Genomic DNA, 25927 nt, shown 5'->3' on the forward strand with positions numbered 1-25927 from the left:
CCAGCCCTCGCTCCGCTCGGGCCGGGACCCTGCGCCAGGGCCGTTCCATCGCGTCACCAGCACCACCGCACTGCACAGCAGGGGCCGTCCTCCTCCGGGAGGGCGGCCTCTGCTGCGTCGCGCCCGGTGACACCCGGGCGGGCGACCCACGTCACGTCCGGCACGTGACCCACGTAACCTGTCGCGGCCGTGGTCGTTACCCATGAGTACGACAGGGCGGCAACGGAGCCGGGGCGGGGGAGGTGGACGTGGGCGTCGCAGTGCACGTCGAGGGGCTGACCAAGTCCTTCGGCAGCCAGAACATCTGGAGCGACGTCACCCTGACGCTCCCGCCGGGGGAGATCTCGGTGATGCTCGGCCCGTCGGGCACCGGCAAGTCCGTCTTCCTCAAGTCGCTGGTCGGGCTGCTGAAGCCCGAGCGCGGGTCGATCGTCATGAGCGACACCGACATCGTCACCTGCAGCGAGCGCGAGCTCTACGACGTCCGCCGGTTGTTCGGCGTGCTGTTCCAGGACGGCGCCCTGTTCGGCTCGATGAACCTCTACGACAACGTCGCCTTCCCGCTGCGAGAGCACACCAAGAAGAGCGAGGCCGAGGTCCGGCGCATCGTGCTGGAGAAGATGGACATGGTCGGCCTGACCGGCACCGAGGGGAAGCTGCCCGGGGAGATCTCCGGCGGCATGCGCAAGCGGGCCGGGATCGCCCGGGCGCTGGTGCTGGACCCGGAGGTCATCCTCTTCGACGAGCCGGACTCGGGCCTGGACCCGGTCCGCGTCGCCTACCTCAACCAGCTGATCGTCGACCTCAACGCCCAGATCGACGCCACCTTCCTGATCGTCACCCACGACATCGGGACCGCCCGCACCGTGCCGGACAACCTCGGCCTGCTGTTCCGCCGGCACCTGGCGATGTTCGGCCCGCGCGAGCAGCTGCTGACCAGCCAGGAGCCGGTGGTCCGGCAGTTCCTCAACGGCCGGCGCGAGGGCCCGATCGGGATGAGCGAGGAGAAGGACGTCGCCCAGGTCGAGGCCGAGATGGCCGCCCTGGAGGCCCGCGGCGGCGACCAGCACAACGGCGTCGGCCCCAAGGGCGCCTCCGGCGGGGAGGCCGTGCCGCCGCAGCTGGAGCCCTCGCCGGGCCTGCCCGAGCGCAAGGCGGTGCGCCGCCGCCAGGAGCGGGTGGCCCGGATGCTGCACACCTTCGACCCGGCCACCGCCGAGGCGATCCGCGCCTCGCTGCCGCAGGACCTGCTCGCGCTGGCCGACGCCGGCGTCTACGAGCCCACCGCCGCGACGCCGTCCGGGCGCCACTGGCGGGCCGAGCCCGGCTCCGAGATCGCCGCCACCGGGGCCGGTGTCCCCGGTCCGCGGGGCGAGCGGTGACCGACGCCCCCGACCGCCCGAAGGCCCCCGGCCTGCTGGACGGCAAGCTCTCCCCGCTGCGCCCGCTCAGGGCCAGCGGCAACCTGTTCGCCTTCGGCCTCGACACCGGGCGGGCCGTCTTCCGCCGGCCCTTCCAGCTGCGCGAGTTCATCCAGCAGACCTGGTTCGTCGCCAGCGTGACGATCCTGCCGACGGCCCTGGTCGCCATCCCGTTCGGCGCGGTCATCGCGCTGCAGCTGGGCTCGCTCACCCGGCAGCTCGGTGCCCAGTCCTTCACCGGCTCCGCGTCGGTGCTCGCCGTGCTGCGCGAGGCCAGCCCGATCGTCACCGCGCTCCTCATCGCCGGCGCCGGGGGATCGGCGATCTGCGCCGACCTCGGGGCGCGGAAGATCCGCGACGAGATCGACGCCATGGAGGTGCTGGGCATCAGCCCCATCCAGCGGCTGGTCGTGCCCCGGGTGCTCGCCTCGATGGTGGTCGCCGTCCTGCTCAACGGCCTGGTGAGCGTCGTCGGCGTGACCGGCGGCTACTTCTTCAACGTCATCCTCCAGGGCGGGACGCCGGGGGCCTACCTCGCCTCGTTCAGCGCGCTGGCCCAGGTGCAGGACTTCTGGTCCGGCGAGTTCAAGGCGCTGGTCTTCGGGCTGATCGCCGGGATCGTGGCCAGCTACAAGGGGCTGCGGGCCGGCGGTGGGCCCAAGGGCGTGGGCGACGCGGTCAACCAGTCCGTCGTCATCACGTTCTTGCTGCTGTTCGCCGTGAACTTCGTGATCACCGCGATCTACTTCCAGCTCGTCCCGCCGAAGGGCCAGTGATGGCCCTCCTCTCACCCGTCGACCGGGTCAAGGTGCGCACCCGGCGGATCGTGCGCGCGGTCTACCGCACGCCGCTGTCCACCCTCGACGACCTCGGCGACCAGCTCGCCTTCTACGGCCGCGCGCTGGCCTGGACGCCGCGCACGCTGCGCCGCTACAAGCGCGAGACGATGCGGCTGCTGGCCGAGGTCACCTTCGGCACCGGGGCGCTGGCGGTCATCGGCGGCACGGTGGGCGTCATCGCCTTCCTCTCCTTCTTCACCGGCACCGAGGTCGGCCTGCAGGGCTACGCGGCGCTGGACCAGCTCGGCACGTCGGCGTTCACCGGGTTCCTCTCCGCGTACTTCAACACCCGTGAGATCGCCCCGCTGGTCGCCGGCCTGGCGCTGTCGGCGACCGTCGGCTGCGGCTTCACCGCGCAGATCGGCGCGATGCGGATCAACGAGGAGATCGACGCCCTCGAGGTCATGGGCATCCCGTCGTTGCCGTTCCTGGTGACCACCCGGATCATCGCCGGCTTCATCGCGGTCATCCCGCTCTACGTGATCGGGCTGCTCACCAGCTACTTCGCCACCCGCACCATCAGCACCCAGGTGTACGGCCAGTCCACCGGCACCTACGACCACTACTTCAACCTCTTCCTGCCACCGCAGGACGTGCTCTGGTCGTTCCTCAAGGTGCTCGTCTTCGCCGTGGTGATCATCCTGACCCACTGCTACTACGGCTACCGCGCTGCCGGCGGCCCCGCCGGGGTCGGGCTGGCCGTGGGCCGCGCCGTCCGCTTCTCCATCGTCGCGGTCAACGTCATCGACCTGTTCCTGTCCCTGGCCATCTGGGGCTCGACGACGACGGTGAGGATCGCCGGATGACCCGCTCGGGCACGGGCGCCGTCGTGCGCCGGCGGCTGCAGGGGCTGGCGTTCCTCGTCGTCCTGGTGCTGCTGCTCGGCCTGGCCGTGGCCCAGTACCAGAAGGCGTTCAGCGGCGCGGTCACCGTGACGCTGGAGACCGACACCATCGGCAACCAGCTGCAGGAGGCCAGCGACGTCAAGATCCGCGGCGTCCTGGTGGGGGAGGTGCGCTCGGTGTCCGCGGACGCCGACGGCGCGACGATCGAGCTGGCCATCGACCCCGAGCACCTGGCCGACATCCCGGCCGACGTCAGCGCCCGGCTGCTGCCCAAGACGCTGTTCGGCGAGCGGTTCGTCTCGCTGGTGCCCCCGGAGCAGCCGGGCAGCGAGCGGCTGGCCGAGGGCGACGTCATCGGCCAGGACCGCAGCGAGAACGCCATCGAGCTGCAGCAGGTCGTCGACGACCTGCTGCCGCTGCTGCAGGCGGTCTCCCCGCAGGACCTGAGCTACACCCTCGGCGCGGTCGCCGACGCGCTGCGCGGCCGCGGCGACCGGCTGGGGGAGAACCTGGCCTCGCTGGGCAGCTACGTCGGTGAGGTGAACACGGTCCTGCCGCAGCTGCAGGCCGACATCACCCGGCTCGCCGACGTCGCCGACACCTACGACTCGGCCGCCGACGACCTGCTCGCGGTGCTGGACAACCTGTCGGTGACCAGCAGCACCCTGGTCGACCAGGCCGAGCAGCTGCGCCGCACCTTCACCGTGGTCGACGCCTCGTCGGCCACGGCCACCGACTTCCTCACCCGCAACGAGCAGTCGCTGATCTCGCTGGCGGAGAGCTCCCGGCCGGTGCTGGGGCTGCTGGCCGAGTACTCGCCGGAGTACCCCTGCCTGCTCGACGGGCTGGCGCGGTACAAGCCGCTGATCACCGAGGCGTTCGGCGGGGACGGCGACCCGGCGCTGAACCTGAACATCACCGTGCAGTTCCCGCCGCGCAACCCCTACGCCCCGAACGACCAGCCGGAGTACCTGGACACCAGCGGCCCGTCCTGCGGCGGGCTCGACGACATCGACGCGATCATCGCCAACGCCCAGGCCGGGTCGTACTACTGCCCCGAGCCGCCGGCCGACGGCATCGAGTCCGACGAGGACGCGGTCGACGGCCCGCGCTGCCTGAACGGCACCCCGGGGTCCTCGGACCCGGCGCCGGCCGGCGGGGCGGGCACGGTGGGCAACTCGCTGCCGGTCGAGCTGGCCGGGTCGACGGCCGAGCTGGACTTCGTCCGCGGCCTGCTGGCCTACCAGACCGGGGTCGACCCGTCCGAGGTCTCGGACCTGTCGGCGGCCCAGCTGGCGCCCGTGCTGCGGGGGACGGAGGTGGTGGTCCCGTGAGGGGACTGGCCGCACCGATCGTCAAGCTGGTCGTCTTCGCGCTGGTGACGATCCTGGCCAGCTACGTGCTGATCGCCACCATCACCAACGCCGGCTACGGCGACCAGACCGCCTACCGGGCCCAGTTCACCGACGTGGCCGGGCTGGTCACCGGCGACGAGGTGCGGATCGCCGGCGTGCGCGTGGGTCAGGTGACCGAGATCCGCATCGCCCGGGACGGCTCGGCCACCGTCGCCGAGGTCGGGCTGGAGGTCTCCTCCGACGTCCGCCTGCCGGCCGGGGTGCAGGCGACCATCCGCTACCGCAACCTGGTCGGCCAGCGGTACGTGGCCCTGACCGAGGGCGACGGGTCCGCCGGCGCGACGCTGGCCGCCGACGACGTCATCCCGCTGTCCCGCACCACGCCCGCGCTGGACCTCACCACGCTGTTCGGTGGGTTCCAGCCGCTGTTCCAGGCCCTCTCGCCGGACGACGTGAACCGGCTGTCCTACGAGCTGATCCAGGTGTTCCAGGGCGAGGGCGGCACGATCGAGAGCCTGCTCGGGCACGTGGCCTCGCTGACCTCCTCGCTCGCCGACAAGGACGCCGTCATCGGCAGCGTGATCGACAACCTCAACACCGTGGTCGGCACCGTCGCCGCCCGCGACCAGCAGCTGTCGGACCTCGTGGTGTCGCTGCAGCAGTTCGTCAGCGGGCTCGCCGCCGACCGGGACGCGATCTTCGACTCGCTGCAGACCATCGACGGCCTCGCCGTCGCCACCACCGACCTGCTCGAGCAGGCGAGGGCGCCGCTGGCCGCCGACATCCAGGCCCTCGGGGACCTGTCGACCAACATCGCCGACACCGGCGACGTGCTGGAGGACTTCCTGCAGCTCACCCCGACCAAGCTGGACCTGATCACCCGGACGGCGGTCAACGGCAGCTGGTTCAACTTCTACCTCTGCGGGGCCAGCGGCTACGTCGTCCTGCCCGGACAGTCGACCGGCGTCAACCTGCCGGCCGGCGGGGCCAGCAGCGGTGCCGAGGGGTGCAGCTGATGGCCCGGCAGAGCAAGCCGTTCCGCGACCGCGACCCGGCGGTGATCGGCGGGATCAGCCTCGCGGTGATCCTGACCCTGGTGGTGCTGGCCTTCAACACCGCGTCGCTGCCGGTCATCGGCGGCGGCACGGTCTACCGCGCCCAGTTCAGCGAGGCCGCCGGGCTGAAGACCGACGACCCGGTGCGGGTGGCCGGGGTGAAGGTCGGCCAGGTGGAGAGCCTGCAGCTGGAGGACGGCGCGGTCACCGTCGAGTTCCGGGTCCGCGACGCGTTCGTCGGCGACCGCAGCGAGGCGGCCATCAAGATCGAGACGGTGCTGGGTGCGAAGTACGTCGCCCTGGTGCCGCGCGGCGAGGCCGAGCTGGACCCCGACGAGGCGATCCCGCTGGAGCGCACCGCCGCGCCCTACGACGTCGTCGAGGCGTTCGCCGGGCTGTCCAGCACCGTCGACCGGATCGACACCGGCCAGCTCGCGGCGTCGTTCGAGACGTTGTCGGAGACGCTGTCCGGCACGCCGGACGAGGTGCGCACCTCGCTGGACGGGCTGGCCCGGCTCTCCCAGACGATCGCCTCCCGCGACGAGCAGCTGCAGCAGCTGCTCTCGGCGACCCGCGACGTGACCCAGGTGCTCGCCGACCGCAACGGCGAGTTCACCCAGCTGATCGTCGACTCCAACACCCTGCTCACCGAGGTGCAGGAGCGGCGCGAGCTGATCGACTCGATCCTCACCAGCACCCAGACGCTGTCCCAGCAGCTGGCCGGGCTGGTGCAGGACAACACCGAGGCGCTGACCCCGGCGCTCACCCAGCTGTCCACGGTCACCGACATCCTGTCCCGCAACCGGCAGCAGCTCGGCGAGACCGTGGCTGACCTGGCCCCCTTCGTCCGGGTGTTCACCAACACCCTGGGCAACGGCCGCTGGTTCGACAGCTTCGTCGACAACCTGGTCCCCGGTGTCGTCGGCGCCGCCCTCTGCGGCGGCAGCCCGGCGCTCGGCGGACCCCCGACCTGTTCCCCGGAGGCCGGCGGATGACGGGCAGGCTGCAGCGCACCGTGGCGCTCCTCGCGGCGGTGGTCCTGGTGGGGGCGGTCGGCTGGGCGGTGCTCCGCCCGGCCGGGCAGATGCGGGTCACGGCGTGGTTCGACGCCGCCGTGGGCCTCTACCCGAACTCCGACGTCCGGGTGCTGGGCATCGCGGTCGGCACGGTCACCGAGGTGGTGCCGCAGGGCGACCGGGTGCGCGTGGAGATGCTGGTCGACGAGGACTACGACATCCCCGCCGACGCCGGGGCGGTGGTCCTGGCGCCGTCCCTGGTCTCCGACCGGTACGTCCAGTTCGCGCCGGTCTACAGCGGCGGCCCGACCATGCGCGACGGCGCCGAGGTGCCTCTGGAGCGCACCGCCACCCCGGTCGAGCTGGACGCCGTCTACGGCGCGCTCGACGACCTGTCGGTGGCGCTCGGCCCGACCGGTGCCAACGCCGACGGCGCCCTGCAGGACCTGCTGGCCACCGGCGCGGACAACCTCGAGGGCAACGGCGAGGCGCTCAACCAGACGCTGACCGGCTTCTCCCAGGCGGTGCGCACCCTCTCCGAGGGCCGCGACGACCTGTTCGGCTCGGTCGAGAACCTGCAGGTGTTCACCACCGCGCTGGCCACCGTCGACGCGCAGGTCGGTCAGTTCAACGCCAACCTGGCCGCGGTGGCCGACCAGCTGGCCGGCGAGCGGGACGACCTCGCCGCGGCGATCGCCCTGCTCTCCTCGGCGCTGGGGCAGGTCGCCACCTTCGTCCAGCAGAACACCGCGCTGCTGACCACCAACGTCGACCGGCTGGCCGACGTCACGCTGACCCTGGTCCAGCAGCGCAGCGCGCTCGCCGAGGTGCTCGACGTCGCCCCGGCGGCGCTGAGCAACGTCGCCCGCGCCTACAACCCCGACACCGGCACGCTCGACACCCGGGACAACTCGCTGGGCTCGGCGAACGCCGAGGTGGTGGTCTGCCAGCTGCTGGCCACCGCGGGCCGCCTCCAGCTGGCCGGCGTGGACGTCGACGACGTCACCCAGCTGCTCGGGCTGCCGCCGACGGAGCAGATCTGCGCGCGGCTGCTGTCCGGCGACCCGAACGCCGACGGCGCGCTGGACGACCTCAACGGCAACGGCGTGCCCGACCTGCAGGAGCTGCTCACCGGCATCTTCGGCGGCGCCGACGGCGGTGGCGGCGGACCGATCTCGCTGCCCGGCCTCCCGGCGGTGACCCGGTGAGCCGCACCCGGCGCGCGGGCGCCCTGGTCGCCGCCGTCCTGCTGCTGACCGGCTGCGGGTTCCGCGGCGCCTACTCCTTCGACCTCCCCGGTGGCGCGGACGTCGGCGCGGACCCCTACCGGGTGCAGATCGAGTTCGCCGACGTGCTGGACCTGGTGCCGCAGTCCGGTGTCCGGGTCGCCGACGTCCCGGTGGGCCGGGTCGAGGAGATCACCCTGGCCGACGACTGGACGGCGGTGGTGACCGTCGAGGTGGCCGGGGACGTCGACCTGCCGGCCAACGCCGTGGCGATGATCGGCCAGTCGTCGCTGCTGGGGGAGAAGTACGTCGAGCTCGCCGCACCCGGCACCGAGCCGCCCACCGGCGAGCTCGCCGACGGCGGCCGGATCCCGCTGGACCGCACCAACCGCAACGTGGAGGTCGAGGAGCTGCTCGGGGCGCTGTCGCTGGTGCTCAACGGCGGCGGGCTGGCGCAGCTGCAGACGATCAGCTCCGAGCTCGGCCAGGCGCTCGAGGGCCGCGAGGACGCCGTCCGGGACACGCTCACCCAGCTGGACACCTTCATCGGCGGCCTGGACCAGCAGAAGACCGAGATCAACCGGGCGCTGGACAGCGTCGACGCGCTGGCCACCACGCTCGCCGCCGGCACCGGCACGCTGACCACCGCGCTGGACACCATCGGGCCCGGGCTGGACGTGGTGGAGCAGCAGCGGGACCTGCTGGTCGGGATGCTGGAGAGCCTCGCCCGGCTCGGCGACGTCGGCACCCGGGTGATCAACCAGGCCGGCGCGAACACCGTCGAGGACCTCCGGCTGCTGCAGCCGGTGCTCTCCCAGCTGGCCGCGGCCGGCCCGGACCTCACCGAGGCGCTGGACCTGCTGCTCACCTACCCCTTCCCGGCCAGCTCGCTGTCGACCCTGCACACCCGGCAGGACCTGCGCACCGGGGGCTACGCGCTCTTCACGAACATGACGGCGACCCTCGACCTGGACCTGAGCGAGCTGCTCTGCCGGTACGTCATCGACCCGCTCACCGGGGCGTTGCGGGTCGTCGACCTCGCCGACCCGGCCGCCCGGGCGTGCACCGCCGCGTCGGCCGCCACCCAGGGCGGTGGCGGCCCGCCGGCGACCGGCGGCTCCGGCACGGGCACCGCGCCGACCTTCAGCCTGCCGACCCTGCCCGACCTGACCGGCGTCGTCCCCGACCTCACCGGGCCCACCGGCGGCCTGCCCGGGCTGCCCCGGATCGGGGGCACGCCGTGATCACCCGCACGGTGCGCCTGCAGCTGCTCGCCTTCCTGGCGGTCGCGCTGCTGGGCATCTCCTACGTCAGCTTCGAGTACGTGGGGCTGGACCGGCTGCTGCTCGGCGACGGCTTCGACGTGGCCGCCGACTTCACCGACTCCGGCGGCATCTTCGTCAACGCCGAGGTCACCTACCGGGGCGTGGGGGTGGGCCGGGTCAGCGACATGGCGCTGACCGAGGACGGCGTCCGGGTCACCCTGACCCTCGACCCCGGCGCACCGGACGTCCCGGCCGACACCGACGCGGTCGTGGCCAACCGCAGCGCCGTGGGGGAGCAGTACGTCGACCTCCGCCCGGCCGACGACGACGGCCCCTACCTCACCGAGGGGTCGGTGATCCCGGTCGACCGCACCGCCATCCCGATCCCGGTCGAGCAGCTGCTGCTCGACGTCGACGAGCTGGTCGGCTCCATCGACACCGACGACCTGCGGGTGGTCGTCGACGAGCTGGGCACCGCGTTCGCCGGCGCCGGCGACGACCTTGCCCGGCTGCTGGACAACGGCGACCTGCTGCTGGCCCGCGCCGAGCAGTCGCTGCCGCAGACGCTGCAGCTGATCACCGACGGGCAGACGGTGCTGGACACCCAGGCGGGGTCCCGGTCGGCCATCGAGTCGTGGGCCCGCGACCTGCGCGCGCTGTCGGACACCCTGGTCAGCAGCGACGCCGACCTGCGCTCGCTGCTGGTCGACGCCCCGGACGCCGGCGCCGCGCTGCAGACGCTGGTGCAGGACGCCGGTCCGAGCCTGGGGCCGCTGGTGCGCTACCTCGACGTGCTCAACGACGTGACCAACCCGCGGCTGGCCGGGGTCGAGCAGATGCTGGCCACCTACCCCGACGCGGTCAGCGGCGCGTTCAGCGTCGTCCGCAACGACGGCGGCACCATGCGGGCGCACTTCGGCTTCGTGGTGAACTCCGGCGACCCGCAGCCGTGCACCACCGGCTACCTGTCCAGCGCGACGGCGCAGTCGCCCGGTGCGGTGGTCAGCGAGGACGTCACCGGCGTCAGCTGCGACGTCGTCGACGGCGTCGACCCGGGGGGCGACGCGGTCGACGAGAGCGGCTCCAACATCCGCGGGGCGCAGAACATCGGCTCCTCCGGCGGGGTCGGTTCGCCGGGCCCGGGCGCGGCGCTCGGCGGCGCCGTCCTCGCCCCGGTCGAGGACCTGCTGGGCGGCCTGCTCGGTGGGCTGCTGCACGCCAGCCCGTTCGCCACCACGGTCGGCTGACCCGGCGCGGCCGGGCGCCGGCGCCCGGCCGGTCCGGCTACCGTGACCGCCGCCCCCGCGCCGGGCGCCCCGGCACCCCCGACCCCGACCACCACCCGACCCCGCCCGACCGAGAGGAGACCGGCGTGCCCGACGACACCGGAACCGCGACCGAGGTCGAGGACGTGCCGACGACGGAGCCCGCCGCCGACGAGCAGCACGACGACGACGCCGCCCCCGCGCGCGGGCTGTCGCTGCCGCTCGTGCCGGTGCTCGCCGTGCTGCTGGTGCTGCTGGTCGCCGGCTGCGCCGCGCTGTGGGTCACCCGGCCCGAGGGGTCCGCCGTCCGCACCGGTGACTACGTCGGCGCGCTGCAGGCCGCCCGGGCCGGCATCGTCGACGTGACCTCCTTCGACCACGTCACCCTCGACGACGACATCGAGCAGATCCGCACCGTCACCACCGGCGACCTGCAGCAGGAGTCGATCGAGCAGCTCGACCGGAGCCGGCAGCAGATCACCGACGCCCAGGCGGTGGTCAGCACCACCGTGGTCGGTGCCGCCGTGGGCGCGGCCGACGACGACCGGGCGACGGTGTTCGCGGTCATCCAGTCCACCCAGCAGACCAGCGCGTCGCCGCAGGCGCAGGTGCAGCGCTTCCGGGTCGAGATCGCCCTCGAGCGGGTCGACGGCCGGTGGCTGCTGTCCGGGATCACAGGACGGTGAGCCGACGATGAGCGAGCAGGACCGGCCCGGCGACGGGTCCGACGAGCGGTCCCGCCGGCCCGCCCCCCGGCCGCGCCCGACCCCCGGTACGCGCCCCGCCGCCGCGCGGCCCAGCCCCCGTCCCCGGGTGGCCGGCAGCCGGCGCGAGCGGGAGGACGACGAGCCGGTCGCCGCCCCCGCCGCCGCTCCCGCCGCGGTCGCGCCCGCACCGGCGCCCCCTCGCGCCTCCCGCCGCGCGACCGCGGCACCACCGGAGCCCGAGCGCGCCGGCGCCGCCGCGCGGCGGACGGGCACCCGGCCCCCGGCACCGGCCGGCCCGGCGGAGCGCGCGCCCCGCCGGCCTGGCCGGCTGACCGCCCTGGTGCTCGCCGCGCTGTGCCTGCTGGCCGCGGCCGGCGGCGGCTGGCTGCTGTGGGAGCGGCAGCACCCGGCCCACGTCGACCCGTCGGTGTTCAGCGCGGCCCGGTCGGGGGTGGAGGCCCTCTACGCCTTCGACCACACCGACGCCGAGGGCAGCGTGCAGCGCAAGCTCGACGTCCTCACCGGCGACCTGCGCGAGCAGTACCGCGAGGACCTGTCGACCGGCGGGATCATCGACACCTACGAGCAGGTGTCGGCGACCACCCGCTACGACGTGGCCGAGGTCGGGCTGCAGCAGGTCGACGAGGACCAGGACCGGGCGACCGTCGTCGTCTTCGGCCAGTACGTGGTCGAGTCGGTGAACTCCGGCACCCAGGAGGCGCCGACCGGCTCGGAGTGCACGGTGACCGCGGAGGGCGCGCAGGCCTGCACCCAGACCGTGCAGATGACCATGACCCGGGTCGACGGGGACTGGAAGATCAGCGAGCTGACGCTGCTCACCTCGAGCTGAAGCGTCCACAGCCCCCGGCGTGGCGGCCCCGGCACAGCCGGTGCACTGGCATCATCTGGGAGCGAGTCACCCCGCTCGTCTGCCCCGGGCACCCGCACGGGTGTGTCCCCGGCCGCTCCGGCGGCCCGGCGTGGACACCGGCGCAGAGCAGGGGTAGGGTCTCCTGTTGCGCTGCCCTCTGACTGCCAACCCGCCGACACGGGTCACCAGGGGTGCCCGGGAACGGTCCCGGGTCACCTCGTGTTGATGCCCACGGCGGGGCAGGCATCCGCGGACAGCCTCGCCGATACCGACGACGACCCAGGACGAAAAGCACCCGCCCGCACGTCGTGAGGTCCTTGGAAGGACGCATCTTGGCAGGCTCTCGCCCCACCAGCATCACCCCCGGCACCACCGAGTCAGGCACCACCCAGAACACCCCGGTCGAGCCGCAGCCCGGTCCCCGCACCGGCGGCGCAGACCAGCAGAAGATCCCCGGCGCCCCGCTCCGCGTCTCGTTCGCCAAGATCCGCGAGCCCCTCGAGGTGCCGGACCTGCTGGCCCTGCAGACCGCCTCGTTCGACTGGCTGGTCGGCAGCCCGCAGTGGAAGGCCACCCTCGCCCCCGAGGAGCAGGCCGACGCCGTCGGCGGCCTGGCCGAGATCCTCGAGGAGATCTCCCCGATCGAGGACTTCAGCGGTTCGATGTCGCTGTCCTTCTCCAACCCGCGCTTCGAGGACGTCAAGGCGTCCCTCGAGGAGTGCAAGGACAAGGACATGACCTACGCGGCGCCGCTGTTCGTCACCGCCGAGTTCATGAACAACACCACTGGCGAGATCAAGAGCCAGACGGTCTTCATGGGCGACTTCCCGATCATGACGAGCAAGGGCACGTTCGTCATCAACGGGACCGAGCGCGTCGTCGTCTCGCAGCTGGTCCGCAGCCCGGGCGTCTACTTCGACAAGACCCTGGACAAGACGTCGGACAAGGACGTCTACAGCGCCAAGGTCATCCCCAGCCGTGGTGCGTGGCTGGAGTTCGACGTCGACAAGCGCGACACCGTCGGCGTCCGGATCGACCGCAAGCGCCGCCAGCCGGTCAGCGTCCTGCTCAAGGCCCTCGGCTGGACCGAGGACCGCATCCGCGAGCACTTCCAGTGGTCGCCCACGATGCTGGCCACCCTGGAGAAGGACCACATCGCCGGCCAGGACGAGGCGCTGCTGGACATCTACCGCAAGCTGCGCCCGGGCGAGCCGCCGACGCGTGAGTCCGCGCAGGCGCTGCTGGAGAACCTCTTCTTCAACCCGAAGCGCTACGACCTGGCCAAGGTCGGCCGCTACAAGGTGAACAAGAAGCTCGGCGTCGACGTGCCCCAGGGCACCTCCACGCTGACCGAGGACGACATCGTCGCCACCATCGAGTACGTCGTGCGCCTCCACGCCGGCGAGCCCGACCACGGCGTCGACGACATCGACCACTTCGGCAACCGCCGGCTGCGCACCGTGGGCGAGCTGATCCAGAACCAGATCCGGGTCGGCCTCTCCCGCATGGAGCGCGTGGTCCGCGAGCGGATGACGACCCAGGACGTCGAGGCGATCACGCCGCAGACCCTGATCAACATCCGGCCGGTCGTCGCCTCCATCAAGGAGTTCTTCGGCACCAGCCAGCTCTCGCAGTTCATGGACCAGACCAACCCGCTCGCGGGCCTGACCCACAAGCGCCGCCTGTCGGCGCTGGGTCCGGGCGGTCTGTCCCGTGAGCGCGCGGGCATGGAGGTCCGGGACGTGCACCCGAGCCACTACGGCCGGATGTGCCCAATCGAGACCCCTGAGGGCCCGAACATCGGCCTGATCGGCTCGCTGTCCTCGTTCGGCCGGGTGAACCCCTTCGGGTTCATCGAGACGCCGTACCGCAAGGTCGAGAACGGCCAGGTCACCGACCAGATCGACTACCTGACCGCCGACGAGGAGGACCGCTTCGTCGTCGCCCAGGCCAACTCGCCGCTGGACGCGCAGGGCCGTCTCGCCGAGGAGCGGGTCCTGGTCCGCACCAAGGGCGGTGAGGTCGACTACCTCGCGCCCGAGAACGTCGACTACATGGACGTCTCGCCGCGGCAGATGACCTCGGTCGCGACCGCGATGATCCCGTTCCTCGAGCACGACGACGCCAACCGCGCCCTGATGGGCGCGAACATGCAGCGCCAGGCCGTCCCGCTGCTCCGCAGCGAGGCGCCGCTGGTCGGCACCGGCATGGAGCTGCGCGCCGCCGTCGACGCCGGCGACGTCGTGGTGGCCGAGAAGGCCGGTGTGGTCGAGGACTCCACCGCCGACTACGTCACCGTGATGGCCGACGACGGGACCCGGCAGACCTACCGGCTGCTGAAGTTCCGCCGCTCGAACCAGGGCACCTCGATCAACCAGAGCCCGGTCGTCGAGGAGGGCCAGCGGGTCGAGGTCGGCCAGGTCATCGCCGACGGTCCGTGCACCGACGAGGGCGAGATGGCGCTGGGCAAGAACCTGCTCGTCGCCTTCATGCCGTGGGAGGGCCACAACTACGAGGACGCGATCATCCTGTCGCAGCGCCTCGTGCAGGACGACGTCCTGTCCTCGATCCACATCGAGGAGTTCGAGGTCGACGCCCGCGACACCAAGCTCGGTGCCGAGGAGATCACCCGGGACATCCCGAACGTCTCCGAGGAGGTCCTCGCCGACCTCGACGAGCGCGGCATCATCCGCATCGGTGCCGAGGTCGTCCCCGGCGACATCCTCGTCGGCAAGGTCACGCCCAAGGGCGAGACCGAGCTGACCCCCGAGGAGCGGCTGCTGCGGGCGATCTTCGGTGAGAAGGCCCGCGAGGTCCGCGACACCAGCCTCAAGGTCAAGCACGGCGAGTCCGGCAAGGTCATCGGCGTCCGGGTCTTCTCCCGCGAGGACGGCGACGAGCTGCCCGCCGGCGTGAACGAGCTCATCCGGGTCTACGTGGCCCAGATGCGCAAGATCAGCGACGGCGACAAGCTGGCCGGCCGCCACGGCAACAAGGGCGTCATCTCCAAGATCCTGCCGCAGGAGGACATGCCGTTCCTCGAGGACGGCACCCCGGTCGACATCGTGCTCAACCCGCTGGGCGTGCCCGGCCGGATGAACGTCGGCCAGGTGCTGGAGACCCACCTCGGGTGGATCGCCAAGCAGGGCTGGCAGGTCGAGGGGACGCCGGAGTGGGCGGCCAAGCTGCCGGGCGCCGCGCGCCAGGCGGCCCCGGGCACCCGCACCGCGACGCCGGTCTTCGACGGTGCCAAGGAGGACGAGATCATCGGCCTGCTGGGCTCGACGATCCCGAACCGCGACGGCGACCGGATGGTCAAGGAGACCGGCAAGGCGCGGCTGTTCGACGGCCGTTCCGGGGAGCCCTTCCCCGAGCCGATCTCGGTGGGCTACGTCTACATCCTGAAGCTGCTGCACCTGGTCGACGACAAGATCCACGCCCGTTCGACCGGTCCGTACTCGATGATCACGCAGCAGCCGCTGGGTGGTAAGGCGCAGTTCGGTGGTCAGCGCTTCGGTGAGATGGAGTGCTGGGCGATGCAGGCCTACGGCGCGGCCTACGCGCTGCAGGAGCTGCTCACCATCAAGTCCGACGACATCCTCGGCCGCGTCAAGGTGTACGAGGCCATCGTCAAGGGCGAGAACATCCCCGAGCCGGGCATCCCGGAGTCGTTCAAGGTGCTGCTCAAGGAGCTCCAGTCGCTCTGCCTGAACGTGGAGGTCCTCTCCAGCGACGGCAACGCGATCGAGCTGCGCGACACCGACGACGAGGTCTTCCGGGCCGCGGAGGAGCTGGGCATCGACCTGTCCCGCCGCGAGCCGTCGTCCGTCGAAGACGTCTGATCGGCCGCCGGCCGGCCCTGCTGACGCAGGGCCGGCCGGCCCCCCACCTTTCGAAAAGAAGCGAAGAACTAGCCCCGGAAAGGGGTACATCGAGTGCTCGACGTCAACTTCTTCGACGAACTGCGCATCGGTCTGGCCAGCGGAGACGACATCCGCCAGTGGTCGCACGGTGAGGTGAAGAAGCCCGAGACCATCAACTACCGCACCCTCCGCCCGGAGAAGGACGGTCTCTTCTGCGAGAAGATCTTCGGTCCCACCCGGGACTGGGAGTGCTACTGCGGCAAGTACAAGCGCGTCCGCTTCAAGGGCATCATCTGCGAGCGCTGCGGCGTCGAGGTCACCCGCGCCAAGGTGCGTCGTGAGCGGATGGGCCACATCGAGCTGGCCGCACCGGTCACCCACATCTGGTTCTTCAAGGGCGTCCCCTCGCGCCTGGGCTACCTGCTCGACCTGGCGCCCAAGGACCTCGAGAAGATCATCTACTTCGCCGCCTACATGATCACGTCCGTCGACGACGAGGCGCGCCACCGCGACCTGCCGACCGTCGAGGCCGAGATCAGCGCGGAGAAGCACAACCTCGAGTCCCGTCGCGACGCCGACGTGGAGGCCCGCCAGCAGAAGCTGGAGGCCGACCTCGCCGAGCTCGAGGCCGAGGGTGCCAAGTCCGACGTGCGCCGCAAGGTCCGCGAGGGTGGCGAGCGCGAGATGCGCCAGCTCCGCGACCGGGCGCAGCGGGAGATCGACCGCCTCGAAGAGGTGATGGACACCTTCCGCAAGCTCGAGGTCAAGCAGCTCATCGCCGACGAGGGCCTCTACCGCGAGCTGCGCGACCGCTTCGGTGAGTACTTCGAGGGCGGCATGGGCGCCGCGGCGCTGCAGAAGCTGCTCGCCGGCTTCGACCTCGACGCCGAGGCCATCTCGCTGCGCGAGACCATCCGCAGCGGCAAGGGCCAGCGCAAGCTGCGGGCCCTCAAGCGCCTCAAGGTCGTCGCGGCGTTCCAGCAGACCCAGAACTCGCCCATGGGCATGGTGCTGGACTGCGTCCCGGTCATCCCGCCGGACCTGCGCCCGATGGTGCAGCTCGACGGTGGCCGCTTCGCCACCAGCGACATGAACGACCTGTACCGCCGGGTGATCAACCGCAACAACCGGCTCAAGCGACTGCTCGACCTGGGCGCGCCGGAGATCATCGTCAACAACGAGAAGCGGATGCTCCAGGAGTCCGTGGACGCGCTGTTCGACAACGGCCGTCGCGGCCGTCCGGTCACCGGTCCGGGCAACCGCCCGCTGAAGTCCCTGAGCGACCTGCTCAAGGGCAAGCAGGGCCGGTTCCGCCAGAACCTGCTGGGCAAGCGCGTCGACTACTCCGGCCGTTCGGTCATCGTCGTCGGCCCGCAGCTCAAGCTGCACCAGTGCGGTCTGCCCAAGCAGATGGCGCTGGAGCTGTTCAAGCCCTTCGTCATGAAGCGGCTGGTCGACCTCAACCACGCGCAGAACATCAAGTCCGCCAAGCGGATGGTGGAGCGCGCGCGGCCGGTCGTGTGGGACGTGCTCGAGGAGGTCATCACCGAGCACCCGGTGCTGCTGAACCGTGCGCCGACCCTGCACCGCCTGGGCATCCAGGCCTTCGAGCCCCAGCTGGTCGAGGGCAAGGCCATCCAGATCCACCCGCTGGTCTGCACCGCGTTCAACGCGGACTTCGACGGTGACCAGATGGCGGTGCACCTGCCGCTGTCGGCCGAGGCCCAGGCCGAGGCGCGGATCCTGATGCTGTCCAGCAACAACATCCTGAGCCCGGCCGACGGTCGCCCGATCACCGCGCCGACCCAGGACATGGTGCTGGGCCTCTACCACCTGACGTCGCTGGCCGGTTCGGCCGAGCTGGCCGAGGGCGAGCGCCCCAAGTCCTACTCCACGACCGCCGAGGCGGTCATGGCCTACGACAAGGGCGTGCTCGGGCTGCAGGAGCGGGTCCTCATCCGGATGGACGAGGTCTTCGGCGTCGACAACGGGCCGAACGACCCGTGGGAGGCCCCCGAGGGCTGGGAGCCCGGTCAGCCGGCGCTCGTCTCCACCAGCCTGGGCCGGGTCCTGTTCAACGAGGCCCTGCCGGAGGACTACCGGTTCGTCAACTACCAGGTGCCGAAGAAGGCGCTGGGCGCGATCGTCAACGACCTCGCCGAGCGCTACCCCAAGGTCCAGGTGGCGGCGACGCTGGACGCCCTCAAGGCCGCCGGGTTCCGCTGGGCCACCCGTTCGGGCGTGACGATCGCGATCGACGACGTCGTCACCCCGCCGGTGAAGCAGGCGATCCTGGACCGGCACGAGGACGAGGCCCGCAAGATCGAGCGCCAGTACGAGCGCGGCGTCATCACCGACGCCGAGCGTCGTTCCGAGCTCATCGAGATCTGGACCCGCGCCCGGGCCGAGGTCAGCCAGGCCATGGTGGACAACTTCCCGACCACCAACCCGGTCTGGGTCATGGTCAACTCCGGCGCCCGCGGCAACATGATGCAGATCAGCCAGATCGCCGGCATGCGCGGCCTGGTGGCCAACCCGAAGGGCGAGATCATCCCGCGGCCGATCAAGGCCAACTTCCGGGAGGGTCTGTCCGTGCTGGAGTACTTCATCTCCACGCACGGTGCCCGCAAGGGCCTGGCGGACACCGCGCTGCGGACCGCCGACTCCGGGTACCTCACCCGCCGGCTGGTCGACGTCTCGCAGGACGTCATCATCCGCGAGGAGGACTGCGGCACCGAGCGTGGCGTGATCATGCCGATCGGCACCGTGCTCGACGGCAAGGTCACCCGCGACGCCCACGTCGAGACCAGCGTGTACGCCCGTGCGCTGGCCGCTGACGTGGTCGCCTCCGACGGCACGCTGATCGCGCAGGCCGGCGCCGACCTCGGCGACGTGCTCATCGCCCAGCTGGTCGACGCCGGGGTGTCCGAGGTCAAGGTCCGCTGCGTGCTCACCTGCGAGTCGCTGCTCGGCACCTGCGCCACCTGCTACGGCCGGTCGCTGGCGTCGGGCAAGCTCGTCGACGTCGGCGAGGCGGTCGGCATCATCGCCGCCCAGTCGATCGGTGAGCCCGGCACCCAGCTGACGATGCGCACCTTCCACACCGGTGGTGTGGCCGGTGCTGACATCACGCACGGTCTGCCGCGTGTGGTGGAGCTCTTCGAGGCCCGCGTCCCCAAGGGCAAGGCCCCGATCGCCGAGCTGGCCGGCACCGTCCGCATCGAGGACGGCGACCAGTTCCGCAAGCTCACGATCACCCCGGACGACGGCTCCGACGAGGTCGTCTACGACAAGCTGTCGCGTCGCTCGCGGCTGCGGGTCGAGGACGGCGGCCACGTCGAGGTCGGCGAGCAGCTGACCGAGGGTGCGGTCGACCCGCACGAGGTGCTGCGGATCATGGGCCCGCGCGAGGTGCAGCTGCACCTCGTCCGCGAGGTCCAGGAGGTCTACCGCAGCCAGGGCGTGTCGATCCACGACAAGCACATCGAGGTGATCATCCGCCAGATGCTGAAGCGGGTGACCATCATCGACTCGGGCGCGACGGAGTTCCTGCCCGGTGCGCTGGTCGAGCGGACGCTGTTCGAGACCGAGAACCGCCGGGTCGTCGCCGAGGGCGGCGAGCCCGCCTCGGCCCGCCCGGTGCTGATGGGGATCACCAAGGCGTCGCTGGCGACGGAGTCGTGGCTGTCCGCGGCCTCGTTCCAGGAGACGACCAAGGTGCTCACCGACGCCGCGATCCAGGGCAAGAGCGACAGCCTGCTCGGGCTCAAGGAGAACGTGATCATCGGCAAGCTCATCCCGGCCGGTACCGGGATCAGCCGCTACCGCAACATCACGGTCGAGCCCACCGAGGAGGCGCGCGCCGCCGTCTACACCATGGCCGGCTACGACGACGGGCAGTACTACAGCCCGGACGTCTTCGGTCAGGGCACGGGCGAGGCAGTCCGGCTCGAGGAGTACGACTGGCGCTGATGCGCTGAGTGAGTGAGGGAGGGCCCCGGGAGCAGCTGCTCCCGGGGCCCTCTTCTCGTCCGTCGGCCGTCACGTGACGGAAGGGCCCGGGTGAGCGGCGCCCCGCGGAGGTCAGCCGGCCAGGCGGCGCATGGTCTCCACCGTGCGCAGGCGCCCCTCGCGGCTGTCGTCGAGGGGCTGCAGGTTGATCGTGGTGACCCCGGCCTCGCGGAAGGCGGCGATCCGCTCCGCCACGTAGGACTGCGGGCCGATCAGCGACGTCGCCCGCACCAGGTCCTCGGGGACCGCGGCCGCCGCCTCGTCCTTGCGCCCGGCCAGGTAGAGGTCCTGGATAGTCTCGGCCTCCTGCTCGTAGCCGTACCGGCGAGCCAGGTCGTTGTAGAAGTTCTTGCCCTTGGCACCCATCCCGCCCACGTAGAGCGCGATCCCGGGGCGCACGGCCTGGACCAGGTGGTCGACGTCCTCGCCGACGGCCACCGGCACCCCGACGACGACGTCCAGCTCGCCGAGGGCGGGGTCGCGCTTGGCCTTACCGGCCTCGAGCGAGGCGCCCCACACGTCGGCGGCCTTCTCGGGGTGGAAGAAGATCGGCTCCCACTTCTCGGCGATCTCGGCGGCCAGCTCGACGTTCTTCGGGCCGAGCGCGGCCAGCAGCACCGGCACCCGCTCGCGCACCGGGGTGTTGATCAGCTTGAGCGGCTTGCCCAGGCCGGTGCCCTGCTCGGCCGGCAGCGGCACGGTGTACTTCTTGCCCTCGTGGACCAGCCGCTCGCGGCGCCACACCTGGCGGCAGATCTCCACGATCTCCCGGGTGCGCTGCAGCGGGGCGTCGTAGGGCAGCCCGTGCCACCCCTCGATCACCTGCGGCCCGGAGGCGCCCAGGCCGAGGGTGAACCGGCCGTCGGAGACGAAGTCCAGCCCGGCGGCGGTCATCGCGATCAGCGCCGGGGTGCGGCTGTAGATGGGGAAGATGCCGCTCATCAGCTCGACCCGCTCGGTCACCGCCGCCAGGTAGCCGAGCTGGCTCACCGCGTCGAAGGTGTAGACCTCGGCGACCATCGCGACGTCGAGCCCGGCGGCCTCCAGGTCGCGGATCTCGTCCGCCGTCTGCTTGAAGTCCCCGCTGTAGCTGGCCTGGATCCCGATGCGCATCCGCGGAGGCTACCGTCACAGGACCCGCTGCCCCCACCCGCTCGCAGGCTCGCGGCGGGCCCCAGCAGGGGGCCTCAGAGCGGGCGGACGGTGCCGATCACGTGGGTGACGACGCGGACGCCGTCGACGTGGTGGGGCACCCGCGCGCCCGCTCCGGCGTCGGTCAGGTCGACCCGGACGACGTACTCCGCGTCCTGGCGGGACAGGCCCACCGCGGCCACCCCGGGGTCGGTGGCGAAGCGGGCGGCCAGTGCGCTCTTGGCGGCCCGGGCGGAGGCGCGGTCGGTCATGGCCCCATGGTGCCCCCGTCGACCGCGCCTGCCCAGGACCGCGGCCCCCGGCGTCCTCCCGGGGGGCTACCGGGTGGAGAGCCACTCCACGCCGAGGGTGCGCAGCACGGTCGCCAGCGGGTTGGCGAAGGTGACCCCGCCGCCGGCGCTGCCGCCCTCGGTCGAGCCGGCGAAGAGCAGGCCCAGCGGCGCCCGGTCGCGGCTGCGCCAGATCACCGAGCCGCTGTCGCCACCGGCGCTGAAGGCCCCGGTCAGCCCCTCGACCTCGACCTGGTCGTCGAAGGTGTGGACCCCGTCGTCGTACTGCACGCCGACGCCGTCGACCTCCACGGCGGTGATCCGGCCGCGGGTGTGCCCGGTCGTGCGGCCGACCTTCTCCACCAGCTCGTCGGGGTCGACGTCGTCGGCCGCCGCCACCGCAGCGGCCAGCGCGCCGCCGGGGTAGGCGGTGGGGTCGGCCTCGATGCCGGGGTCCAGGGCGGCCACCGCGGCGTCGACCAGGTTGCCGGAGTCGGTGAACCGGACGAAGCCGCTCAACGTGCCCACCCGGTCGGTCGGGGTGCCGCCGTCGGCCACCCCCGGCTGCAGCGCCAGGTCGCCCTCGACCGCCGCGTCGCTGTTGGCCAGCACGTGGTTGTTGGACAGCACCAGCAGCCCGTCGGAGCCCGGGCGGCGGACGAACCCGCCGAGCGTGCCGGCGGTGACGTCGGGGTGGCTGACCGACAGCCCCGGCCGCAGCGGCCGGACCCGGCGCTGCAGCTCGGCGGGTGACCAGCCGGTGGGGGAGGAGAACGGGCGCACCGGCCCTATCACCCGGACGTCGACCTCCTCCTTGGCCGCGTCGTCCAGGCCGGCGAGGACGACGTCGGCGTCGGACTGGTCGATCAGCCGGATGGCCAGGTGCACCTGGCCGGGGCCGACCGGGGCCAGCCCCAGCGCCACCCCGCTCCAGCGGGTCGGGACGCCGAGCGCGCTCGCGGCGGTGCCGGGTGCCTCGCTCAGCCGCTGGGACAGCCGGGCCTTCAGTTCGCGGGCGGAGTCGGGGAGCACGGCGGTACCTCCGGGGGGAGCGGGTGGTGAGCGGTTCGCCACCGACCGTAGGGCCGGGGGGTGACAGGAGCGACGCGAACGGAGCCCCGCGGAGGGCGCACCGCCGACGTGCGCGGGGTCCTCCCCAGCGCGGTCGTCCTCCGGTACCGTCGCCGCACACATCCCCCCGGGCGCGCGGCGACGCTCCCCGGGAATGGCCCACCGCCGTCCGCGGTTGGTACCGAGCAGACCGGCTGGCCCGGCTCTCGGACCACATGTCGACCCGGCTTTGACCGGGTCGAGAGGGCCGGGTACTGTGGTCAGCTGTGCCCAGGGTGTCCTGGGCCTGCTCCCGTTCGTGGTGCACCTGGGTGTCCTCCGGTCCTCTGGACCGGGTGGCGGACCAGGGGTCACTCCCGCCTCCGGCGGGGCCTGCCGCAAGGCCGGGTGACCGCGCCGAGTGGCGAGGGGCGACGAGTCCGGCCCGACCAGCTGGCCGGTTCTCGCGAAGGGCGACACGCCCGAACGCGGGGGCCGGACGGTGCGATACGGCCAGAATCGGACGGGCCGGGCGACCGGGCACACCACAGCACGCACCACATCCACAGCACGACCCAGCGCAGGTAGGAGATCCAGGCCACCCATGCCCACGATCAACCAGCTGGTCCGCAAGGGCCGCGAGGACAAGGTCGAGAAGACCAAGACCCCGGCGCTGAAGGGTTCCCCCCAGCGCCGCGGGGTGTGCACTCGCGTGTACACCACGACGCCGAAGAAGCCGAACTCGGCGCTGCGCAAGGTCGCCCGCGTCCGGCTCACCAGCGGCATCGAGGTGACCGCCTACATCCCGGGCGTCGGTCACAACCTGCAGGAGCACTCCATGGTGCTCGTGCGCGGCGGCCGTGTGAAGGACCTCCCCGGCGTGCGCTACAAGATCATCCGCGGTTCGCTGGACACCCAGGGCGTCCGCGGTCGCAAGCAGGCTCGCAGCCGGTACGGCGCGAAGAAGGAGAAGAGCTAATGCCGCGCAAGGGCCCCGCGCCGAAGCGTCCGCTCGTCGCCGACCCGGTGTACCAGTCCCAGCTGGTGACCCAGCTGGTGAACAAGGTCCTCGTCGACGGCAAGCGCTCGATCGCCGAGGCGATCGTCTACGGCGCCCTCGAGGGCGTCCGGGCGAAGAACGACACCGACCCGGTCGTCACGCTCAAGCGCGCGCTGGACAACGTGAAGCCGGCCCTCGAGGTCCGCAGCCGCCGCGTGGGTGGTGCGACCTACCAGGTGCCGATCGAGGTCCGCGCCTCCCGCAGCACGACCCTCGGCCTGCGCTGGCTGATCCAGTACAGCCGGGCCCGTCGCGAGAAGACGATGACCGAGCGCCTCATGAACGAGCTGCTGGACGCCAGCAACGGTCTGGGTGCCGCGGTCAAGCGCCGCGAGGACACCCACAAGATGGCCGAGTCGAACAAGGCCTTCGCGCACTACCGCTGGTGACGTCAGTCCACCAGCAGCCGCTGCCCGCGGTGACCCCGGGCGATCCCCGGGCACCGCGCACGGACGAGAAGGAAGAGGAGTAAGGGACATGGCCCAGAACGAGGCCCAACTCGCCAAGACCCGCAACATCGGGATCATGGCGCACATCGACGCCGGCAAGACGACGACGACCGAGCGGATCCTCTTCTACACCGGCATCAGCTACAAGATCGGTGAAGTCCACGACGGCGCGGCCACGATGGACTGGATGGAGCAGGAGCAGGAGCGCGGCATCACCATCACGTCCGCCGCGACCAAGTGCTCCTGGAACGGCCACGACATCAACATCATCGACACCCCCGGGCACGTCGACTTCACCGTCGAGGTGGAGCGGTCGCTGCGGGTGCTCGACGGTGCGGTCGCGGTCTACGACGGCGTCGCCGGTGTCGAGCCGCAGACCGAGCAGGTCTGGCGGCAGGCGGAGAAGTACGGCGTCCCGCGCATGTGCTTCGTCAACAAGCTCGACCGCACCGGCGCGGACTTCTTCCGCTGCGTCGACATGATGGTCGAGCGCCTGGCGGCGAACCCGCTGGTGCTGCAGCTGCCCATCGGTGCCGAGGCCGACTTCATCGGCGTCGTCGACCTGGTCCAGATGCGTGCGCTCACCTGGCGCGGTGAGACCAAGATGGGCGAGGACTACGACATCGAGGAGATCCCGGCCGAGCTCGCCGACCAGGCCGCCGAGTACCGCGAGAAGCTGCTCGAGAACATCGCGGACTTCGACGACTCGCTGATGGAGGACTACCTCGGCGGCGAGGAGATCGCAGTCGACCGCCTCAAGGCGGCCATCCGCAAGGCGACCATCGCCGGTCAGGTCAACCCGGTCGTGACGGGGACGGCGTTCAAGAACAAGGGCATCCAGCCCATGCTCGACGCCGTCGTGGACTACCTGCCCAGCCCGCTGGACATCGAGGCCATCGTCGGCACCGCGCTCGACGGTGAGACCGAGGTCCTGCGGCACGCTGACGAGAACGAGCCGTTCTCCGCGCTGGCCTTCAAGATCCAGACCGACCAGCACCTGGGCAAGCTGACCTACATCCGGGTCTACTCCGGCAAGCTCGACGCGGGCTCCCCGGTGCTGAACAGCACCAAGGACCGCAAGGAGCGGGTCGGCAAGATCTACCAGATGCACGCCAACAAGCGCGAAGAGCGTGCGGGCGTGGGCGCCGGCGAGATCGTGGCCGTCAACGGCATGAAGCAGACGACGACGGGTGACACCCTCTGCGACCCGCAGAGCCCGGTCATCCTCGAGTCGATGACCTTCCCGGCCCCGGTCATCTCGGTCGCCATCGAGCCGAAGACGAAGGGCGACCAGGAGAAGCTGGGCACGGCGATCCAGAAGCTCGCCGAGGAGGACCCGACCTTCCAGGTCCGCCTGGACGAGGAGACCGGCCAGACCGTCATCTCCGGCATGGGCGAGCTCCACCTGGAGATCCTGGTCGACCGGATGCGCCGCGAGTTCCGCGTCGAGGCCAACGTCGGCAAGCCGCAGGTGGCCTACCGCGAGACGATCCGCAAGCGGGTCGAGAAGGTCGACTACACCCACAAGAAGCAGACGGGTGGCTCCGGCCAGTTCGCGAAGGTCCAGGTCACGATCGAGCCCCTCGAGGTCGCGGCCGACGGCCCGACCTACGAGTTCGAGAACGCCGTGACCGGTGGTCGCATCCCGCGGGAGTACATCCCGTCGGTCGACGCCGGCATGCAGGACGCCATGCAGTACGGCATCCTCGCCGGCTACCCGATGGTCGGCGTGAAGGCGACGCTGATCGACGGTCAGTACCACGAGGTCGACTCCTCGGAGATGGCCTTCAAGATCGCCGGCTCGATGGTCTTCAAGGAGGCCGCACGCAAGGCCAGCCCGGCCCTGCTCGAGCCGCTGATGGCCGTCGAGGTCGTCACCCCCGAGGACTACATGGGTGACGTCATCGGCGACCTGAACTCCCGCCGCGGGACCATCCAGGCGATGGAGGAGCGCTCCGGCGCTCGCGTCGTCCGGGCCCTGGTGCCGCTGTCGGAGATGTTCGGCTACGTGGGCGACCTGCGCAGCCGCACCCAGGGACGGGCGAGCTACACCATGGTGTTCGACTCGTACGCCGAGGTCCCGGCCAACGTCGCCAAGGAGATCATCGCCAAGGCGACTGGCGAATAACCAGTCGGTCGGCCGCGGGTGACCACCCGCGGCCGGCGAGCACCGCCCGCACCCCCAGACACGCGCACGACTGCGAAGAC

Annotated in this window: 19 protein-coding genes; 16 read left to right on the forward strand and 3 right to left on the reverse strand. The window is 71.6% G+C overall.

What is annotated here, in order from left to right:
• The first annotated feature begins 248 nt into the window (after positions 1-248).
• The 13 genes from FHX36_RS18995 to FHX36_RS19055 all read left to right on the forward strand — a co-directional run bounded on the left by FHX36_RS18995 (position 249) and on the right by FHX36_RS19055 (position 19700).
• Positions 249-1382, forward strand: coding sequence for an ABC transporter ATP-binding protein (locus FHX36_RS18995; RefSeq protein ID WP_110550674.1), 1134 nt, complete (start codon positions 249-251; stop codon positions 1380-1382).
• A complete protein-coding gene (locus FHX36_RS19000; RefSeq protein WP_258372571.1) occupies positions 1379-2197 on the forward strand; it encodes an MlaE family ABC transporter permease in 819 nt (272 codons plus the stop codon). Before FHX36_RS18995 ends, FHX36_RS19000 begins: the two co-directional genes overlap by 4 nt.
• Positions 2197-3066, forward strand: coding sequence for an MlaE family ABC transporter permease (locus FHX36_RS19005; protein ID WP_246405512.1), 870 nt, complete (start codon positions 2197-2199; stop codon positions 3064-3066). The genes FHX36_RS19000 and FHX36_RS19005 overlap by 1 nt, the downstream gene beginning before the upstream one ends.
• Positions 3063-4439: an MCE family protein gene (locus tag FHX36_RS19010; RefSeq protein WP_110550673.1), complete on the forward strand. Its 1377-nt coding sequence runs from the start codon at positions 3063-3065 to the stop codon at positions 4437-4439. The genes FHX36_RS19005 and FHX36_RS19010 overlap by 4 nt, the downstream gene beginning before the upstream one ends.
• The gene (locus tag FHX36_RS19015; RefSeq protein ID WP_110550672.1) at positions 4436-5476 is read left to right on the forward strand and encodes an MCE family protein; all 1041 of its coding nucleotides are present in this window, start codon (positions 4436-4438) and stop codon (positions 5474-5476) included. The genes FHX36_RS19010 and FHX36_RS19015 overlap by 4 nt, the downstream gene beginning before the upstream one ends.
• Positions 5476-6510: an MCE family protein gene (locus FHX36_RS19020; protein WP_110550684.1), complete on the forward strand. Its 1035-nt coding sequence runs from the start codon at positions 5476-5478 to the stop codon at positions 6508-6510. The genes FHX36_RS19015 and FHX36_RS19020 overlap by 1 nt, the downstream gene beginning before the upstream one ends.
• The gene (locus FHX36_RS19025; protein ID WP_110550671.1) at positions 6507-7739 is read left to right on the forward strand and encodes an MCE family protein; all 1233 of its coding nucleotides are present in this window, start codon (positions 6507-6509) and stop codon (positions 7737-7739) included. The genes FHX36_RS19020 and FHX36_RS19025 overlap by 4 nt, the downstream gene beginning before the upstream one ends.
• A complete protein-coding gene (locus FHX36_RS19030; RefSeq protein WP_110550670.1) occupies positions 7736-9001 on the forward strand; it encodes an MCE family protein in 1266 nt (421 codons plus the stop codon). Before FHX36_RS19025 ends, FHX36_RS19030 begins: the two co-directional genes overlap by 4 nt.
• Positions 8998-10269 carry an MCE family protein gene (locus tag FHX36_RS19035; protein WP_183514017.1) on the forward strand — a complete coding sequence of 424 codons (1272 nt, stop codon included), beginning with the start codon at positions 8998-9000 and terminating at the stop codon, positions 10267-10269. Before FHX36_RS19030 ends, FHX36_RS19035 begins: the two co-directional genes overlap by 4 nt.
• A 125-nt stretch (positions 10270-10394) precedes the next feature.
• A complete protein-coding gene (locus tag FHX36_RS19040) occupies positions 10395-10973 on the forward strand; it encodes a hypothetical protein (RefSeq protein WP_183514019.1) in 579 nt (192 codons plus the stop codon).
• A gap of 7 nt (positions 10974-10980) precedes the next feature.
• A complete protein-coding gene (locus FHX36_RS19045) occupies positions 10981-11844 on the forward strand; it encodes a hypothetical protein (RefSeq protein ID WP_110550668.1) in 864 nt (287 codons plus the stop codon).
• 353 nt (positions 11845-12197) lie between these two features.
• Positions 12198-15707 (forward strand): DNA-directed RNA polymerase subunit beta, encoded by a 3510-nt coding sequence (gene rpoB / locus FHX36_RS19050; protein ID WP_220035799.1) that lies wholly within the window; start codon positions 12198-12200, stop codon positions 15705-15707.
• A 93-nt stretch (positions 15708-15800) separates the two neighbouring features.
• A complete protein-coding gene (locus FHX36_RS19055) occupies positions 15801-19700 on the forward strand; it encodes a DNA-directed RNA polymerase subunit beta' (protein WP_110550667.1) in 3900 nt (1299 codons plus the stop codon).
• 111 nt (positions 19701-19811) lie between these two features.
• Here FHX36_RS19055 and FHX36_RS19060 read toward each other — a convergent pair whose 3' ends face one another.
• From FHX36_RS19060 to FHX36_RS19070, 3 genes are all read right to left on the reverse strand, one after another.
• A complete protein-coding gene (locus tag FHX36_RS19060; RefSeq protein ID WP_110550666.1) occupies positions 19812-20852 on the reverse strand; it encodes an LLM class F420-dependent oxidoreductase in 1041 nt (346 codons plus the stop codon).
• Between the two features lie 74 nt (positions 20853-20926).
• Entirely contained in the window at positions 20927-21142 is a 216-nt protein-coding gene (locus FHX36_RS19065) for a hypothetical protein (protein WP_110550665.1), read from the reverse strand.
• A 66-nt stretch (positions 21143-21208) separates the two neighbouring features.
• Positions 21209-22192 carry a chymotrypsin family serine protease gene (locus FHX36_RS19070; protein WP_110550664.1) on the reverse strand — a complete coding sequence of 328 codons (984 nt, stop codon included), beginning with the start codon at positions 22190-22192 and terminating at the stop codon, positions 21209-21211.
• A 622-nt stretch (positions 22193-22814) separates the two neighbouring features.
• Here FHX36_RS19070 and rpsL point away from each other — a divergent pair.
• The 3 genes from rpsL (at position 22815) to fusA (ending at position 25847) form a co-directional block, all read left to right on the forward strand.
• Positions 22815-23189 carry a 30S ribosomal protein S12 gene (gene rpsL, locus FHX36_RS19075; RefSeq protein ID WP_026857010.1) on the forward strand — a complete coding sequence of 125 codons (375 nt, stop codon included), beginning with the start codon at positions 22815-22817 and terminating at the stop codon, positions 23187-23189.
• Positions 23189-23659, forward strand: coding sequence for a 30S ribosomal protein S7 (gene rpsG, locus FHX36_RS19080; RefSeq protein ID WP_110550663.1), 471 nt, complete (start codon positions 23189-23191; stop codon positions 23657-23659). The genes rpsL and rpsG overlap by 1 nt, the downstream gene beginning before the upstream one ends.
• A gap of 88 nt (positions 23660-23747) precedes the next feature.
• The gene (fusA, locus tag FHX36_RS19085) at positions 23748-25847 is read left to right on the forward strand and encodes an elongation factor G (RefSeq protein ID WP_110550662.1); all 2100 of its coding nucleotides are present in this window, start codon (positions 23748-23750) and stop codon (positions 25845-25847) included.
• Positions 25848-25927: the final 80 nt, after the last annotated feature.

The organism is Modestobacter versicolor, from assembly GCF_014195485.1.
Taxonomy (GTDB): Bacteria; Actinomycetota; Actinomycetes; order Mycobacteriales; family Geodermatophilaceae; genus Modestobacter; species Modestobacter versicolor.

Excerpts from the sequence above, each read along its gene's own strand:
- fusA (WP_110550662.1), top strand. The coding sequence starts at position 23,748 with ATGGCCCAGAACGAGGCCCAACTCGCCAAGACCCGCAACATCGGGATC.
- FHX36_RS19060 (WP_110550666.1), bottom strand. The coding sequence starts at position 20,852 with ATGCGCATCGGGATCCAGGCCAGCTACAGCGGGGACTTCAAGCAGACG.
- FHX36_RS19010 (WP_110550673.1), top strand. The coding sequence starts at position 3,063 with ATGACCCGCTCGGGCACGGGCGCCGTCGTGCGCCGGCGGCTGCAGGGG.
- FHX36_RS19020 (WP_110550684.1), top strand. The coding sequence starts at position 5,476 with ATGGCCCGGCAGAGCAAGCCGTTCCGCGACCGCGACCCGGCGGTGATC.
- rpsL (WP_026857010.1), top strand. The coding sequence starts at position 22,815 with ATGCCCACGATCAACCAGCTGGTCCGCAAGGGCCGCGAGGACAAGGTC.
- FHX36_RS19005 (WP_246405512.1), top strand. The coding sequence starts at position 2,197 with ATGGCCCTCCTCTCACCCGTCGACCGGGTCAAGGTGCGCACCCGGCGG.
- FHX36_RS19045 (WP_110550668.1), top strand. The coding sequence starts at position 10,981 with ATGAGCGAGCAGGACCGGCCCGGCGACGGGTCCGACGAGCGGTCCCGC.
- rpsG (WP_110550663.1), top strand. The coding sequence starts at position 23,189 with ATGCCGCGCAAGGGCCCCGCGCCGAAGCGTCCGCTCGTCGCCGACCCG.
- FHX36_RS19025 (WP_110550671.1), top strand. The coding sequence starts at position 6,507 with ATGACGGGCAGGCTGCAGCGCACCGTGGCGCTCCTCGCGGCGGTGGTC.
- FHX36_RS19065 (WP_110550665.1), bottom strand. The coding sequence starts at position 21,142 with ATGACCGACCGCGCCTCCGCCCGGGCCGCCAAGAGCGCACTGGCCGCC.